This window comes from Longimicrobium sp. (assembly GCF_036280135.1).
GTDB lineage: Bacteria > Gemmatimonadota > Gemmatimonadetes > Longimicrobiales > Longimicrobiaceae > Longimicrobium.
Genome location: NZ_DASURI010001004.1, coordinates 1 through 15,136, shown reverse-complemented (window position 1 = coordinate 15,136; position 15,136 = coordinate 1). Strand labels below are relative to the sequence as shown.

Here is a 15,136-nt window from a genome sequence, read left to right as displayed (position 1 = left end):
CGAGTACATGCCGGGCCGGTACGTGTGGGACGCGTTCGGGCTGGAGGGAAGCCCGCCTACGCCCCGAGGCACCTACGCCAACCAGCCGTCGCCGCACGCGAGCGCCGTGCGGATGTGGCCGGCGTTCAGCATCTTCGCGGCCCTGCTGGTGCTGGCGCTCCTCGTCCGCGCGGGCGGCTCGCGCACCGTGTACGAGCAGCGCGACATGGCGTTCGACTCGCTGCTGGCGGAGGAGAACGTGGTGGTCACGCCGCCGTTCCGCGTGGAGGGACGCCCGTCGGCCCTGCGCGTAAAGCTGCGGACCAACGTGAACAACTCGTGGGGCGCCTTTGACCTGACCCTGGTGGACGAGGGGACGGGGCGCACGCGCGAGGTGGGCCGCGAGGTGGGCTATTACGAGGGATACGAGGACGGCGAGCGGTGGACGGAGGGCTCGCAGGACGTCACGGCCGCCCTTTCCGCCGTCCCCGCGGGCACCTACCGGCTGGTGATCGCGCCGCAGGGGCCCAGCGCCTTTGCGTACCAGGTGCGGGTCACGCACGGCGGGCCGGCCGTGTCGCTGTACATCCTGGCGCTGCTGGCCCTGCTCATCCCCCCGGCCGTACGGGGGATGCAGCACCTTACGTTCGAGCACAACCGGTGGATGGAAAGCGACTACCCGCCCACCTCCAGCAGCGACGACGACGAGTGATGCGCCGCGTGAACGTTCCCTACCTGGCCTACGGCCTGGCCATCCTGGGCATGCTGGCCTTTGCCGAGTACCGCGGATGGACCCCGTTCAGCCCCGCGCGCGAGGGGCAGCCCGCCCCCCGCTCCGTGCGCGACAACCCTGGCGCGTACCGCGCGCACTACACCGGATCCGGCCGCTACGTCGGCGGCAAGTGAGAGGCAGATGATCCCTGAGCTGTTGCACAACCTCGCCGCGGCGGCCGTCTACGCCGCCCTGGGCATCGTGCTGTTCGTGCTCGCGTTCGGCGTCATCAACCGCCTTACGCCGGGAACGCTGTGGAAGGAGCTCATCGAGGAGCACAACACGGCCCTGGCCGTCGTCGTGGGCGCCATGGCCATCGGCATCTCCATCATCATCGCCGCCGCCATCGGGTAGGCCCGCGCGCGGGTGTCGGGAAAGGGCTGAGTCGCACCTGTCCCCAAGGGAGTGTGGCTAGGGCACGACCATTCGCTCGGCGACGGCGTCGAGGTACGCGTCGGGGCCCATGCCGTGCGCGGCTGCCAGCGCCTCGATGGCCTCGTCGCCGGGCACGTACCCGTTCTCGATGCGGCGCAGGTGCCGCGCGGACAGCCCCGCCACCCGCGCCTGGGCAATGCCGCGGCTCTCGCGCAACGCCCGCACGGCCGCCCCGAACCCCTGGTCGTGCACGCGCCTGCGCGCCTGGGCGCGGGCCCGCAGGGCGGGGTCGGTGGCCAGCCGCAGGTCCTCGACGGTGAGGTGCACCCGCGCGCGGGGCCACTCCAGGAACATGCCGTCGTCCTCGACCTGGAAGCGCGGGCGCTCGGCGGCGGGAATACGGCCCAGGGCGGGATACGTCCCGAAGCTGATCTCGAACTCCTCGAAGGCGCAGGTGACGACGAGCAGCCGGTCGTCCCAGGTGGTGGCGGCGGCGATGGCGTCGCGCTGCACGCCCAGCGCCCACGCCCGCAGCATGCGCCCGGGAAGGCCGGCGTCGCTGTGCACCAGCAGGTTGCGCAGGGTGCGCAGCCCGGCGCGGCGCAGCATGAACGGCACCCACTCGGCCTCCACGTCGGTGCGCACCAGCAGGGCCTGCAGCCGGTTGTGCCGGCTCGCCTCGCTGATGCACGGGGCCAGGTCGCCCAGCCGCGACGCGGGGGTAAAGACGAACAGCTTGCGCGCGGCGGCCGCCTCGGGGAGGTCGCAGTCGCTCAGCAGGTGGATGCGCGACGAGGACGGCTCCAGCGGCAGGAGCCCCGCCGGGTTCACGTCCTCGCCCAGGAGCACCGTGAGGGTGCCGGTGGGCTCCCCGTCGTTCGTCAGCATCATTGTACCGTCTCCCGTTCGGTGCAAACCTGGGTTCTCCACTGCCGCAGCAGCCTGCGCTTGTGCTTGATCACCAGCTCGTACAGGACCTGCCGGTCCGCGGCGTCAAAGTGCCCGCCGCGCATTTGCAGCTTGTAGTCCCAGTTGAGCCCGCGTTTGCGGGTCGTGCGCAGGAAGTAGATGCGCACCACGTACTGTCCGCGGCGATACGCCTCGAAGTGATGCGGATAGTGATCCGCGGAAGCGAAGTAGCACTTGATTCCATCGACCGCGAACGCCTCCACGTCGCCCATGACCCTCCACCCGTTCGCGCGGTGAGGACACACATCTTTTCGATGTCGAAGTATATCATGTCCTCCGCACCCCGTTCAAGGGGTGTGCTCTTTCCGCGCGTCGGCGCCGCGGGGGAGGTGCGCGCGTGAACGCGGCGCTTTTCGTCACCGTGCTGCTGATCGCGGCGTGCGGGCTGGTCTACGAGCTGGTGGCCGGCGCGCTCGCCAGCTACCTGCTGGGCGACAGCGTCATGCAGTTCTCCACCGTCATCGGCACGTACCTGTTCGCCATGGGGGTGGGGAGCTGGCTGTCGCGCTGGGTGCACAAGGGCGTGGCCACGCGCTTCGTGATGGTGGAGCTGATGGTGGCCGTCGTGGGCGGCTTCTCGTCCACCCTGCTCTTTCTCGCCTTTGCGTGGACGGACGCGTTCCAGCTGCTGCTGTACGTGCTGGTGTTCATCATCGGCACGCTGGTGGGGCTGGAGATCCCCCTGCTCATGCGCCTGCTGAGCGGCCGGCTGGAGTTCAAGGACGTCGTGGGCAACGTGCTCACGTTCGACTATCTGGGCGCCCTGGGGGCGTCGCTCTTGTTTCCCCTCGTCCTCGTCCCGCACCTGGGGATGGTGCGGGCGGCGCTGCTCTTTGGCCTCGTGAACGCGGCCGTGGGCCTGTGGTCCACGCACCTGCTGCGCGATGCCCTGCCCCGCCCGCGGGTGCTGCAGGCGTGGTGCGTGGCCGTCCTGGCCCTGCTGACGGCGGGGTTCGTGGCGGCCGAGCGCATCACGCGCACGGCGGAAACGAGCATGTACGCGGACCCCGTGGTGCTCACCCGCACGTCGCCGTACCAGCGCATCGTGCTCACGGCGTGGCGCAGCGACCTGCGCCTGTTCCTGAACGGCCACCTGCAGTTCAGCTCGCGCGACGAGTACCGCTACCACGAGGCGCTCGTCCATCCCGGGCTGGCGGCCCTGCCGGACGCGCGGCGCATCCTGGTCCTGGGCGGCGGCGACGGGCTGGCCGTGCGCGAGATCCTGCGCTATCCGCAAACGCACGTCACGCTCGTGGACCTGGATCCCGAGATGACGGACCTGTTCACCACGCACGCGGAGATGGTGCGATTGAATGGCGGGTCGCTGCGGTCGCCGCGGGTGCGGGTGATCAACGCGGACGCGTTCCGCTGGCTGGACGGGTCGCGCGAGACGTTCGACTTCGTGGTCGTGGACTTTCCCGATCCCAGCAACTACGCCGTCGGCAAGCTGTACACGACGGCGTTCTACCGCCTGCTCAAGCAGCACGTGAACCCGGGCGGGATGATCGTCGTGCAGAGCACGTCGCCCCTGTTCGCGCGGCGCGCGTTCTGGAGCATCGACCGCACCCTGCGCGAGGCGGGCCTGCGCACCTGGCCGTATCATCTGTACGTGCCGTCGTTCGGCGAGTGGGGCTTCGTGCTCGCGAGCCGCGACGGCTACACCCTTCCCACGGAGCTCCCCGCAGGCCTGCGCTACCTCACGCCCGGCACGGTGCCGCAGCTCTTCGAGTTTCCCACCGACATGCGCCCGCTCCCCGTGCAGGCCAACCGCCTGGACGACCAGGTGCTGGTGCGCTACTACAGCGACGAGTGGGAGCAGATCACCCGGTAGGCATCAGCCGCCGCGCGTTCGTGGCCGCGCTGGCCGCCGCGCCCTTCGTGGCGTGCGCGCGCCGCGCGGAGCGGACGGTGGAGGGCGGCTTCGTGGACGACGGCGGCGCCCGCGGCCACCGCCTGCGCGACCACGCGTCCGCCCCTCCGCCGAGGCGGACGGAGCGCGTGCCCCTCGTCATCGTGGGCGGGGGGATGGCGGGGCTCTCCGCGGCGTGGCGGCTGCGGCGGCAAGGATTCGACGATTTCGTGCTGCTGGAGCTGGAGGACGCGGCGGGCGGCAACGCGCGCGGCGGGGAGAACGGCGTGTCCGCGTATCCCTGGGCCGCCCACTACGTGCCGGTGCCGGACGCGCGCGCGGCGTGGGTGCGCGAGATGTTCACGGACCTGGGCGCCCTGAAGGACGGCGTGTGGGACGAGCGGATGCTGGTCTCCGCGCCCCGCGAGCGCCTGTTCCGCTGGGGCCGCTGGCACGAGGGCTTCGAGAACGCGCTGATCGACTCGCCCGCGGACCGCGACGAGTTCCGGCGATTCGGGGACGAGATGCGGCGGATGCGGGCCACGGGGCAGTTCACCATCCCGTCCGCCCTGGGCGCGCGCCCGTCACAGCTGGACGGGATGACGATGGCGCGGTGGATGGACGAGCGGGGGTACCGCTCCGCCGGCCTGCGCTGGTACGCGGACTACGCCTGCCGCGACGACTACGGCGCGTCGCTGGCGGATACGTCCGCGTGGGCCGGCATCCACTACTTCGCCTCGCGGCCGGGGGAGGACGAGGAGCACGGCACGCTCACGTGGCCCGAGGGCAACGCGTGGATCACGCGCGGGCTGATGGAGCGCGTGGGAAGCCACGTGCGCACGGGCGCCCCCGTCCGCCGCGTGGAGCGCGCGGGCAGCGGCCTGCGCGTCGTCGCGGGGGACGTGGAGTACGTGGCGGACGCCGTCGTCTGGGCCGCGCCGTCGTTCCTGGCGCCGCACGTGGTGGAGGACGCGCCGCCCGCGCGGTTCACCTACTCGCCGTGGGTGACGGCCAACCTCACGCTGGACCGCTGGCCGGCGGAGCGCGGGTTCGAGATGGCGTGGGACAACGTCATCCACGGCTCCCCGTCGCTGGGCTACGTGGTGGCCACGCACCAGTCGCACGCCATCCGCCCGGAGCACACCGTGTGGACGTGGTACCTTGCCCTGAGCGACCAGCGCCCGGCGGACGCGCGGAACCTGCTGCTCAGACGGAGCTGGGCGGAGTGGCGGGACCTGATCCTGGCGGACCTGGAACGCGCGCATCCCGACATCCGCCAATGCGTCCAGCGGATCGACGTGATGCGGATGGGCCACGCGATGATCCGCCCCACGCCCGGCTTCCTGGCCGACCCGGCCCGCCGCGCGCTGGCGGAATCCGCCGGCCCCGTCTTCTACGCGCACAGCGACCTGAGCGGCCTGTCCCTCTTCGAGGAGGCGCAGTATCGCGGAATCACGGCGGCGGACCGCGCGCTGGCGTTCGTGGGCGAGGGCGCGGAGGCGGCGGGGCGGGAAGGATGAGGCGGGGCGGACGGTGGCGCGGGAGGGGTGAGGAAGGATGAGGCGGGGCGCACGGTGACGCGGGAGGAGTGAGGACGGCACCGTGCACGTGTTGCGCGAGCCCCGCGCCAAAGCGGCGCGGCACCCAGCCTGAGCGGCTAAAGCCGCCGCTACGACAGCGGAAAGCCCTGTCTCGCGCTGACGCGCTCTGCGAACAGGGCTTCAACCGCCAACACGGGCCGCCACCCGGCGGGAGGGGCGACCGTGGCGACCGGTTAGGGCGAACGACGCGGGAGGCCGCCCCGGTGCACCGGCCGACCCTCGCTGGGGCAGTCCGCGCAGGCGGACTTCGCGAACTTCCAGCGGCGAATTCATTCGCTCGGCGTGGGGGCTCGCGACGAAGGAATGTCTCGCCCCCAGGTGCAAACTCTGTAAACCGCACAAGCACGAAGAGGACGCCGGGTCGCCCGGCGTCCTCTTCGTCAACTTATGCGCGGCTCAGGCGTCGGCGTCGCCGGGCTGGCCCTCGCCGCTGCGCAACTGCTGCAGCCAGCGCGGGAGCTCCGTCTTCGCTTCGCGGTAGTGGAACACGATGCGCTCCACCAGCGCTGCACGGACCTCGTCCTGCTGCTCGTCGGGAATCCCGTCCAGCAGGATGGCGAGGGCCGCGCGCGCCGTCTCTTCCGAGAACTCTCCCCGGCTGGCGCCCCGGTTCACGTACCACGCGGTGAGCTTGCGCAGAGTCGAGCGGTACGGCCGCGTCCCGTTGACGAAATGCTGCAAGCCCATGGGGCTCATCGGGATGCTGCGCGCGACCGCGCGAAGGGAAGTTTCCGCGACGGCACGCCGTGCCGCCTCCCGGATGGCCTCGATGGGCACGTGCGGGCTAGGCGGAGGCATGCGTCACCTCCCCAGAGACGGGGCCGTTCGGCGCCCGTCCAAACCGTATAAATGTAGTAGGGTTACACTCTTCAGTCTACGGTGCGAGCGGCGGCTTAACAAGAGGCGCGATCCGTCTCGCTCGTAGACGCCAATCTGGACGACGTACACAAAGCGACGGGACCGCATCCAGGAGAGGATGCGGTCCCGTCGTTCCGCCCGTTCCAGGCGCGGAATCAGGAGGCCTGGATGCTCTCCACGATGCGCTGCGCCGCGGCCGTCAGGGCCGCGCCCTGCGCCTGGGGCAGGCGGCCGGCCTGCACCAGCGCCTCCACCTGGTTCACGAACGCACCCAGCTGGTTGGCAGCCGTGGCGCCCTGCCCCCGCTCCAGCGCCGCCGTGGCCGCGCGCAACGTAGCGAGCAGCGCCGTGCCGTTGCCGCGGGCCAGCGCGCCCGTGCCCACCAGCGCGTCCACGCGCGCCCCCAGCCCGCCCACGGCCTGCGCCGGCGACTGCACCGTCACCGTGGCCGTGCGCGTGCCCGTGTCGCCGTCGTCGTCCGTCACGCGCACCGTCACGGTGAAGGTGCCGGCCGCCGTGTAGCGGTGCGACAGGGCGAACGAGGTGCCGTCCAGCGCCAGCGGCCGCGCGCCGCCGCCGTCGCCGTAGTCCACCGTGGCCGTCCACGTGTCGGCCGCGCCCGCGTCGCCGAACGAGCCGGCGGCCGCGTACGTCTCGCCGCGCAGCAGCGCGCCGCCCGCGAAGGCCGCCACCGTGGGCGCGGCGTTCATCACCGTCACCGTGGTCGTGGCCGTGTCGGCCGCGCCGTACGCGTCGGTGACGACGACGGACACCTGGTAGTTGCCGTTGTCGGCGTACACGTGCGTGGGCGACACGCCCGTGCCCGTCTCGCCGTCGCCAAAGCTCCACGCGTACGTCAGCGCGTCGCCGTCCGGGTCCGACGAGGGCGCGGCGCTCAGGGTGACCGTGGAGCCCTCGATGCCCACGTACGGGCCGTCCGTGGCCGCCACGGGGACGCGGTCGTTGGCCTCCACCACGCGCTCGATCCCGTTGGGCAGCGCCTCCAGCAGGTCATAGCCCGTGCGCTGCTCGATGTCGTCCACCGTGGTGGCGTACGTCTGCCAGGGGTTGTTGCGGATGCCGCGGGCCGTGGCCGTGTCGTTGGGCATGCGGATGGCCAGCACCTGCAGGTCGCCGTAGCCGCCCACGTCGTCCAGCCCCTCGCCGCCGTCCAGGATCACCGCCACCTTCCAGGTGAACGCGGGGACCTGCACCTTGCCCTCGTTCTTGAGAGTGGCCGGGTTCGCCGTGTACTCGCCGCCGGCCACGACGTAGATCTCCTTGCCGTCCTGGCGGGCCAGGTCGTTCAGGTAGTTCTCGAACTGCACCCAGGGGCCCTGGTTGTTCTCGCCGGCCTGGGGCAGGATGTTGGTCATGAGGAACGTGGCCGCGTTCTCCTGCAGCGTGGCCGTGCGGCTCTCCGACTGCACCATGTGGCCGCGGTCGTAGCCGCCGTTGCGGTAGTCGAAGTCCACCACGCGGTACGTGCCCGCGGGCAGCGTCTCGTCGGCCGAGAAGCAGTCGCAGCGCGCCGCCTGGCCAAACTGGCTGGCGTTGATGTTCCACGACACCCAGTTGGGCCCGCCGCGCACGGCGCTGTACGACGACACGTACTCGCGGCGGCGCACCAGCACGCCCTGCGCCTCCGGCGTGCCGAACTCCACGTGGTTGCGGTACACGGCCGTCGTGGGCGCGTCCGCGGGGAGGATGGTGATGGTGGCCGTGCCGGCCACGCCGTTGGGCGCCGCCGCGCTGATGGTGGCCGTGCCCTCGCCCAGGCCGCGGATGTAGCCCAGCGAGTCCACCTCGGCCACGGCCGGGCTGGAGCTCGTCCAGGTGTAGCGCACGCCCGCCACCGTGGCGCCCGCGCCGTCACGCGCCGTGGCGAACGCCGGCTTGGTGAAGCCCACGGGGATCTGCCGGGGCGCGTTGATGCTCAGCGAGATGCTGGCCACGCTGCCGCCCGGGCCCGGGTCAACGACCGTCGTGTTCGCCAGCCCCGGCGTGCCGCGGTCGCCCGCGCCGAACGTGGCCGTGGCGTTGGCCCACGCGGCGCCGTTCACGTTGGTGTTGTCGGCGGCGCTGTCCAGCAGCGCGCGGGCCGTGCCCGCCGTGGTGCTCGTCCACGCCACCGAGTCCAGCGTGGCGCCCGACGCGTCGCGCAGGGCCAGCCAGTCGCTGCTGTTGCCCAGGTTGAGCGTCGTCGTACCCGCGTAGACGTAGGAGAGCGTCACGCCGCCGTTGGTGGCCGTGCTACCGTCGCGGCCCAGCACCACGTAGCCGCCCGCCGGGATGCTCACGGCCGAGGCGATGGTGTGCGACGCGTCGCCGCCCGAGGCGATGGTCCACCCCTGCAGGCTCACGGGCGTGGTGCCGCGGTTGCGCACCTCGAACCACTCGCCGTTGGCGTCGGCCACGGCGCGGGGGTCCGCCAGGATCTCGTTGATCACCACGGCCCCGCCCACGGGCGGCGGCGGGGGCGGCGGCGTGACGGTGCCGCCGTCGTTGGCGGCGCCCGGCGTGCCCTTATCGCCCAGGCCGTACACGCTGGTCTGCGTGCTCCAGTTGGCGCCCGTGCCGCTCATGAGCGTGTTGTCCAGCGCGGGGTTGATCACGCCGCGCGAGGCGCCGTTGGGCGGCGACGACGTGCCCCAGCTCACCGAGTCCAGCGTAGCGCCGTCGGGCGCGCGCAGGGCCAGCCAGTCCGTGCCGCTGTTGTTCAGGTTGAACGTCTGGTGGGCGTACGAGTAATGGGCCGTGACGCCGCCGTTCACGCCGGGGTCGCCGTTGCGGGCCAGCACCGCGTATCCGCCGGCCGGCACCACCACGCTCTGGTTGATGACGTGGACGGCATCGTTGTTGGAGGCGATGCGGTAGTCCCGCAGGTCCACGGGCGTGGAGCCGGCGTTGTAGATCTCGAACCATTCACCCAGCTCGTCGGCCACGCCGGCGGGGTTGGGCATGATCTCGTTGATGACCAGGCCGGGGGCGGCCGGCGCCTGCAGGTCCAGGCGGGCGGAAGAAGAGGCGGCACCCGTGGGCTGGTCGCTGGAGCAGGCCGCCAGCACCAGCGCCAGCACGGACGCACCCGCGGCGCGCAGCGTGAAATGACTCATGGAGGATGGTCCCTGATACAAGGAATGCGCCCTCGATCCCTTGAGGGCGCAACACTGCGGAGATCTGCAACTTACATAATCCGCCACCGGAAATCAAGCTCTGCCCAAACGTTAAGTCATTGCGGTGCATTAACATCGGACGAAGCGGGCCACGCGGGCCCGCGTCACGTTTCCACCGCGATGGTCTTGAGCCCCGTCAGGTTTCCACGGCCGTCCCCGCCCACCACGTAGCACTGCACCTCCACGCGTCCCACGCGGTACACGGTCGTCCAGCGCAGCGCGTTCACCAGCGTGTCGCGCAGGGCCTCGTACCGGGGGCGAAGGGCCTGCGACCGGGCATCCAGCGGGTCGCTGGTCTCGGCGTGGTGGGCAAAAAAGCTGAACGGGTCACGCTCCTCGCGCGGCGCGTCGTCGGGCGCGCCGATGAGCCGCGCGAAGGCGTCCGCGCCCGGCGGCCGGTCCCCCGCGCCGGGGAGAACGAAGAACTCGAACGGGTGGTCGGCCTCGCTGCCGTACGTGAGCCCGGCGGACTCGCGCTCCAGGCGGGCGCGCAGCTCGGGGTCGGGGGCGTGGGATGGATCGGTCATGGGAGAAGTGCGAAAGTGCGAGAGTGCGAAAGTGCGAGAGTGGATCGTTCCCGTGGACGCGCCGTCGCACGGCAGGATGCGCGCCTGTCCTCCACGGTGGACAACGATGCGGATCAGCTGCGGAGCGGGATCCAGGCCAAGTAGTTGATGCGGATCGGCTTGGGGCGGATGGCGCGGGGCGGCGCCCCGGTTGCGTTCGATGGATGGGCAGAGACGGCCCATCCTCCTCCCCACGCCGCACGCGAGCCACGCCCATGTTCACCCTCCGCAGACTCCTCGCCGCCGCCGGCCTCGCGCTGGCCCTGGCCGCCGCCTCGCACGCCCCCGCCGACGCCCAGGCCAGCGTGGCGCGGTGGCGGGGCAGCGGCAACGAGCAGCTCATCGACCAGGCCGTGCGCCGCTACGGCTTTCGCCCCAACCGGCTGACAGACGCGCAGATCCGCGCGATCAACGACGCGTGGACGGAGCTGATGGGCCCCGGCACCCGCCGCGCGTCCCTGAACCGCGCGCAGGCCACCGCCATCGTCTACATGGCCCTCGTGGAGCCCTATGACCAGGACGGACGCGGCGGCTACGGGCGCGGCGACGACTACGGATACGGCAATGGGGGCGGATACGGCAACGGTGGATACGGGAACGGCGGCGGATACGGGAACGGCGGCCGGCCCGGCGGCTGGGGCGCGGAGTGCGACCAGCTGGAGGCGGACGCCTATCGCCTGGGGACGCTGGTGAGCGCGCCGGAGCACAACGTGGGCATGTTCATCGTGGAGCCCGAAAAGGGCCGCGCCCGCACCCTGGCCCGGCAGATCCAGGACCGTGCCGTGCAGTGCCGCGCCACCGCCGCCGCCGACCGCGCCGCCGAGGTCCTCACCGAGCTCTCCGACGCGCTGCCGGAGCGCACCGTCGTCGAGGCGCGCGTGAACGCGCTCAAGGCGGCCATCCAGCAGTCCCAGGGCCGCCCCCGCCACTGACCCGCGGGACGGACGGCGAACGAGGGCCGGGCGCGATCGCGTGCCCGGCTCTCGTCGCGCCCGCCTGCCGCCTCGTCCCCCGCTACGAGTCGTCGTCCTCGCCCGCGGAATCCGCCTGCGCCGTGTCGGGGCGCGCCGGGATGGGCATGATGCCGCGGCCCCGGTACTCCCGTCCGCCGTGGGCGCGCGGGCCCAGGATGCGCCGGCCGTAGCCATTCTCGGGATCCGCGCCGCGTCGCAGGGCGCGGTCCACGGCGATCTCGCCGCGGTTGTAGGCGATCACGCCCAGGCGCACGGCGTCGGGCCCGTGGTCCTCGTAGCGCTCGATCATGTCGCGCAGGTAGCCAAAGCCCAGGCGCATGTTGGTGCGCGGGTCCATCAGCTCCCGGCGCGTGTCCACCTTGGGGTCCAGGTCGCGCGCCGTGCCGGGCATCATCTGCACCAGGCCGGCGGCGCCGCCCGCGCCCACGGCGTCCGGGTCGAACACGCTCTCCACGCGCACCAGGCGAAAGCCCAGCTCCGGGTCCAGCCCCACCTCCACGGCCGCGTCGTGGACCATGCGGGCCATGGCGCGGGTGATGTGGTAGCGGTCCGCCATGGCCTCGATCACCAGCGCGGCCGAGTCCGGCTTGGCCACCACGCGCTCCAGGTAACGCGGCGGCTCGATGGCCAGCGGCGTGCGCGGCACGGGCACGCGCAGCTCGCGCAGGGAGTCGGGCACCCCCGCGCGCGGGCCGAACTGGTTGGGAATGCTGCTGCTGGTGCGGGCCAGCGCCACGCCGCCCATGAGGATCATGGGCAGCGCCAGCGCCATCCACCGCGGAATGCCGCGCCATCCGTAGCTGCGCCGTCCGCCAGGCCGGGCGACTTCGGTCACGGTCGTTCTCCTCCGTCACGCGAAAACGTCCACCCACACGAACGCGCCGGTCCCTGGCAAATCCGGGACCGGCGGAAATGGCTACCCTTGCGCGATCATGCGATCGTACTCGGCATGCGGGCCGATCCAGAACCACACGATCGCGTCCCCGTCGCGAATCCCGAGAACACGATAATCCCGGGTCACACGCGCGGACCAGATGGGACGGCGGGGATGGACCGGCTTGAACTGCAGACTGCGATGTGAAGGATTCTCCTGGAACAACGCGTACGCCTTCCGCGCCCGTTCCTGGATCTCGAGAGGGAGCTCAGCCAACCGTTCCCGGAACTGCCTGGTGGTCCGGGACTTCACCCGTGGTCACAGTCCAGCGGCAGGGTCAACCCGGCGCGATGTTCCCGCAGGGCTTCATCCGCCATCCGCTCCAGGATATGATGAGAGCGAGCGAAGGCAGCATCCCAGCGAGCCTCCGACTCGATCTCCTCGATCAAGTCGGACGCGAGGGCATCCTGCTTCTCGACAGGCAGTCGCGATGCAAGCTCGAAAGCCCGCTGCAGCAGTTCGGTCATCGGTCACTCCTCCGCAGGTAAACGCGATCACCCTCTACGATCGTAGAATCGCGCCTCCAGTCAAGCCCCGCGCGGACGCCCGCAAGTGGTCACAGCGAACGATCACCCGATCCGATGGTCCCGTCAAGTGCCCCGGATCACACCACGTACTTGAGCCCGCTGCCGGTGTTGAAGAGGACGACTTCGTCCTCGGGGCGCAGGACGCCGGTGGTCACCAGGTGCGCGGCGGCGGCGGCCGTGGCGGCGCCCTCGGGCGCGCAGAAGATGCCCGTGTCGGCGCCCACGAGCGGCGTCCAGCGGCGCATCTCGTCGTCGTCCACGGCCAGGGCGGCGCCGCCGGACGCGCGGATGGCGTCCAGCATCAAAAAGTCGCCCACGGCGCGGGGCACGCGCAGGCCGCTGGCGTACGTGTGCGCGCCGGCCCACGGCTCCGCGTATTCCGCGCCCTGCTCCCACGCCCGGACGATGGGCGCGCAGCCGCTCGCCTGCACGCTGATCATCCGCGGCCGCGCGGGCCCGATCCACCCCAGGCGCTCCATCTCGTCGAACGCCTTCCACATCCCCACGAGCCCCGTGCCGCCGCCCGTGGGATAGACGATCACGTCCGGCAGCCGCCATCCCAGCTGCTCGGCGACCTCGTATCCCATGGTCTTCTTGCCCTCCACGCGGTACGGCTCCTTGAGCGTGGACAGGTCGAACCAGCCGTGCGTCCGCGCTCCTTCGGCGACACGCGCGGCGCAGTCCGTGATGAGGCCGTCGAACAGCTCCACGTCCGCCCCCAGCGCGCGCATCTCTTCCACGATGGGGTGGGGCGTGTCGCGGGGAACCACCACGTGCGCGGCCATGCCGGCGGCGGCGGCGTAGGCGGCCGTGGCGCTCCCCGCGTTGCCGGCGGAGGGCAGGGCCACCTCGGTGATCCCCAGCTCCTTTGCCCGGCTGATGGCCATGCACAGGCCGCGCGCCTTGAACGACGCCGTGGGGTTCTGCCCCTCGTCCTTGACCCAGCACCGCGCCACGCCGATGCGCCGGGCCAGCCGCGGCGTGTCGATCATGGGTGTCCACCCCTCGCCCAGGCGCACGGCGTGGGCGGGATCGCGCACGGGCAGGAGCTCCGCGTAGCGCCACAGGTCCGCCGAGCGGCCGGCCAGGTCGTCGCGCGAAAGGCGCGCGCCGATGGATTCCAGGTCGTAGCGCGGGTAGAGCGGCTTTTCGCAGCAGGGCGAAAGCCGGTGCAGGGTCTCGCTCTCGTACGGGGCGCCGCAGCGGGTGCACTCCAGGTGCGTGGCCCCGCCGGCGGGGAGGATGTCAGTCATCAGCGTACGTCGTGGGTTCGCTTCGGGGGATTCGGACGCTCAGCGGCGGGCGGGGCGGGCGGCCAGCAGGGTTTCCACGGGGCCGCCGCAGGTCTCGCAAGCGGCCTGCGCGCCTTCCGCCCAGTGATGGCAGGCCAGGCAGAGCGTGACGAGGCGGCCTTCCTCTTCGGACTGCGCGGGAAGGAGGAACGCCGTGCCGTCCTCGGCCTGCACGCGCAGCGAGGGGCCGCTGTAGAAGTGCGCCAGCAGGTCGCGCAGGTCCACGTCGCCCGCCTTTGCGACGACGTCCTCGCGGGTGACGGCCGTGCGGTCGCGAAAGCGGGCGCGCTCCGCCGTCCACGTGCGCTCCACGCCCGCCTCCGGCTGCAGCGTAAGCGTGAGCCCGCGCGTTTCCAGCGTGAAGCGCACGTTCAGCCGGGTGCGCAGGCGTTCGGCGGCGCGCTGCAGGTCCAGGCCGGGCGCCAGCTGCCGGCGGTTGGCTTCGTGGATGGAGGGATCGCAAAAGATCTGGGCGCGGGCGTGGGACCACAGGGGGGTCTTGAGGTTGCCCACGTCCGTCTCCACCACGGCCGTGTAGTCGTAGGGCCGGTCCACCGTGCCGGCCTCGATGCGCGTTTCCTGCACGCCCGGCTCGTCGCGCAGGGTGTCCAGCAGCGCGCGGGCAAGGAGGTCGCGGCGCTCGTGGTTGCCCAGGGGGCACCACAGCGCGGGATCGAACAGCTCGGGAAAGTCCGTCGGATTCATCGGATGTCGCTTCTCACGCAGAGGACGCGTTGCCGCGCGACAACCTAGCCCCGTGCACGGGCAACCGAAACTGCATTTTCACGCAGAGGGAGCAGAGGCAGCAGAGTACCCCAGTCCGCGCGGAACCGGGGTACTCTGCTGCCTCTGCTCCCTCTGCGTGAAAAAACGCTTTTGAATTCAGCGCGAGGAGACGGCGCCGACGATCACCACGGGGCCGGAGGGCTGCGGAAGGCCGCCCGTGGGCTCCTCCGTCACGGCCACGGCCTGCAACGAGTCGGCCGGGAGCGCGTACGTCGCCTCCACGTGCGCCTCGCCGCGCGGGCCGGGGCGAAAGGTGCCCGCGGGGATCTTGCGGCTTCCCGGCGTGATGAGCCACAGCTGGTACTCGCGCCCGCGCCGCACGCCCGGCAGGTTGTGCGCGAAGAACGTCCAGCGGTTGGTGCGCGCGTCCCAGAACATGCGCCCGCCCGGCTCCGCCCGCGCCGACGACGCCAGGTCGATCACCCGCACGGCCGGCGCCGACACGGCCGCCAGCGTGGCCTCGCGCTCGCGCAGCTCC

At 71.7% G+C, this 15,136-nt stretch carries 17 protein-coding genes; 6 read left to right on the top strand and 11 right to left on the bottom strand.

Annotated features, from left to right (window positions below; genetic code table 11):
* The 3 genes from VFZ20_RS32310 to VFZ20_RS32300 form a co-directional block, all read left to right on the top strand.
* Positions 1–691 (top strand): hypothetical protein (locus VFZ20_RS32310; protein WP_329688106.1); only part of this gene is annotated, 691 nt, incomplete at its 5' end.
* The gene (locus VFZ20_RS32305) at positions 691–885 is read left to right on the top strand and encodes a hypothetical protein (protein WP_329688105.1); all 195 of its coding nucleotides are present in this window, start codon (positions 691–693) and stop codon (positions 883–885) included. The genes VFZ20_RS32310 and VFZ20_RS32305, both read left to right, overlap by 1 nt.
* A gap of 7 nt (positions 886–892) precedes the next feature.
* A complete protein-coding gene (locus tag VFZ20_RS32300) occupies positions 893–1,105 on the top strand; it encodes a DUF350 domain-containing protein (RefSeq protein WP_329688104.1) in 213 nt (70 codons plus the stop codon).
* A gap of 57 nt (positions 1,106–1,162) precedes the next feature.
* On the opposite strand, the gene VFZ20_RS32295 is transcribed toward VFZ20_RS32300, so the two are convergent.
* Positions 1,163–2,017: a helix-turn-helix transcriptional regulator gene (locus tag VFZ20_RS32295; RefSeq protein WP_329688103.1), complete on the bottom strand. Its 855-nt coding sequence runs from the start codon at positions 2,015–2,017 to the stop codon at positions 1,163–1,165.
* Positions 2,014–2,307: a hypothetical protein gene (locus VFZ20_RS32290; RefSeq protein WP_329688102.1), complete on the bottom strand. Its 294-nt coding sequence runs from the start codon at positions 2,305–2,307 to the stop codon at positions 2,014–2,016. Before VFZ20_RS32290 ends, VFZ20_RS32295 begins: the two co-directional genes overlap by 4 nt.
* Before the next feature lie 125 nt (positions 2,308–2,432).
* Here VFZ20_RS32290 and VFZ20_RS32285 point away from each other — a divergent pair, with 125 nt between their 5' ends.
* Positions 2,433–3,926, top strand: coding sequence for a polyamine aminopropyltransferase (locus VFZ20_RS32285; protein ID WP_329688101.1), 1,494 nt, complete (start codon positions 2,433–2,435; stop codon positions 3,924–3,926).
* Entirely contained in the window at positions 3,905–5,464 is a 1,560-nt protein-coding gene (locus tag VFZ20_RS32280) for an FAD-dependent oxidoreductase (protein WP_329688100.1), read from the top strand. Before VFZ20_RS32285 ends, VFZ20_RS32280 begins: the two co-directional genes overlap by 22 nt.
* Before the next feature lie 477 nt (positions 5,465–5,941).
* Here VFZ20_RS32280 and VFZ20_RS32275 read toward each other — a convergent pair whose 3' ends face one another.
* From VFZ20_RS32275 to VFZ20_RS32265, 3 genes are all read right to left on the bottom strand, one after another.
* The gene (locus VFZ20_RS32275) at positions 5,942–6,232 is read right to left on the bottom strand and encodes a hypothetical protein (protein WP_329688099.1); all 291 of its coding nucleotides are present in this window, start codon (positions 6,230–6,232) and stop codon (positions 5,942–5,944) included.
* Positions 6,233–6,558: 326 nt separating this feature from the next.
* On the bottom strand, positions 6,559–9,519 hold the full coding sequence (locus VFZ20_RS32270) for a DNA/RNA non-specific endonuclease (RefSeq protein ID WP_329688098.1): 2,961 nt from the start codon (positions 9,517–9,519) through the stop codon (positions 6,559–6,561).
* 164 nt (positions 9,520–9,683) lie between these two features.
* Positions 9,684–10,106 (bottom strand): nuclease A inhibitor family protein, encoded by a 423-nt coding sequence (locus tag VFZ20_RS32265; RefSeq protein ID WP_329688097.1) that lies wholly within the window; start codon positions 10,104–10,106, stop codon positions 9,684–9,686.
* A gap of 254 nt (positions 10,107–10,360) precedes the next feature.
* Between VFZ20_RS32265 and VFZ20_RS32260 the strand changes: the two genes are divergently transcribed.
* A complete protein-coding gene (locus tag VFZ20_RS32260; RefSeq protein WP_329688096.1) occupies positions 10,361–11,077 on the top strand; it encodes a hypothetical protein in 717 nt (238 codons plus the stop codon).
* 82 nt (positions 11,078–11,159) lie between these two features.
* Here VFZ20_RS32260 and VFZ20_RS32255 read toward each other — a convergent pair whose 3' ends face one another.
* The 6 genes from VFZ20_RS32255 to VFZ20_RS32235 all read right to left on the bottom strand — a co-directional run.
* On the bottom strand, positions 11,160–11,954 hold the full coding sequence (locus tag VFZ20_RS32255; RefSeq protein WP_329688095.1) for a transglycosylase SLT domain-containing protein: 795 nt from the start codon (positions 11,952–11,954) through the stop codon (positions 11,160–11,162).
* Between the two features lie 81 nt (positions 11,955–12,035).
* A complete protein-coding gene (locus tag VFZ20_RS33045) occupies positions 12,036–12,305 on the bottom strand; it encodes a type II toxin-antitoxin system RelE family toxin (RefSeq protein ID WP_422655653.1) in 270 nt (89 codons plus the stop codon).
* A complete protein-coding gene (locus VFZ20_RS32250; RefSeq protein WP_329688094.1) occupies positions 12,302–12,520 on the bottom strand; it encodes a hypothetical protein in 219 nt (72 codons plus the stop codon). The genes VFZ20_RS33045 and VFZ20_RS32250 overlap by 4 nt, the downstream gene beginning before the upstream one ends.
* 137 nt (positions 12,521–12,657) lie before the next feature.
* Positions 12,658–13,833 carry a threonine synthase gene (locus VFZ20_RS32245; RefSeq protein ID WP_329688093.1) on the bottom strand — a complete coding sequence of 392 codons (1,176 nt, stop codon included), beginning with the start codon at positions 13,831–13,833 and terminating at the stop codon, positions 12,658–12,660.
* Between the two features lie 39 nt (positions 13,834–13,872).
* Positions 13,873–14,577, bottom strand: coding sequence for a hypothetical protein (locus VFZ20_RS32240; protein WP_329688092.1), 705 nt, complete (start codon positions 14,575–14,577; stop codon positions 13,873–13,875).
* 177 nt (positions 14,578–14,754) lie between these two features.
* On the bottom strand, positions 14,755–15,136 hold a 382-nt coding region (locus tag VFZ20_RS32235; protein WP_329688091.1), incomplete at its 5' end, for an anti-sigma factor.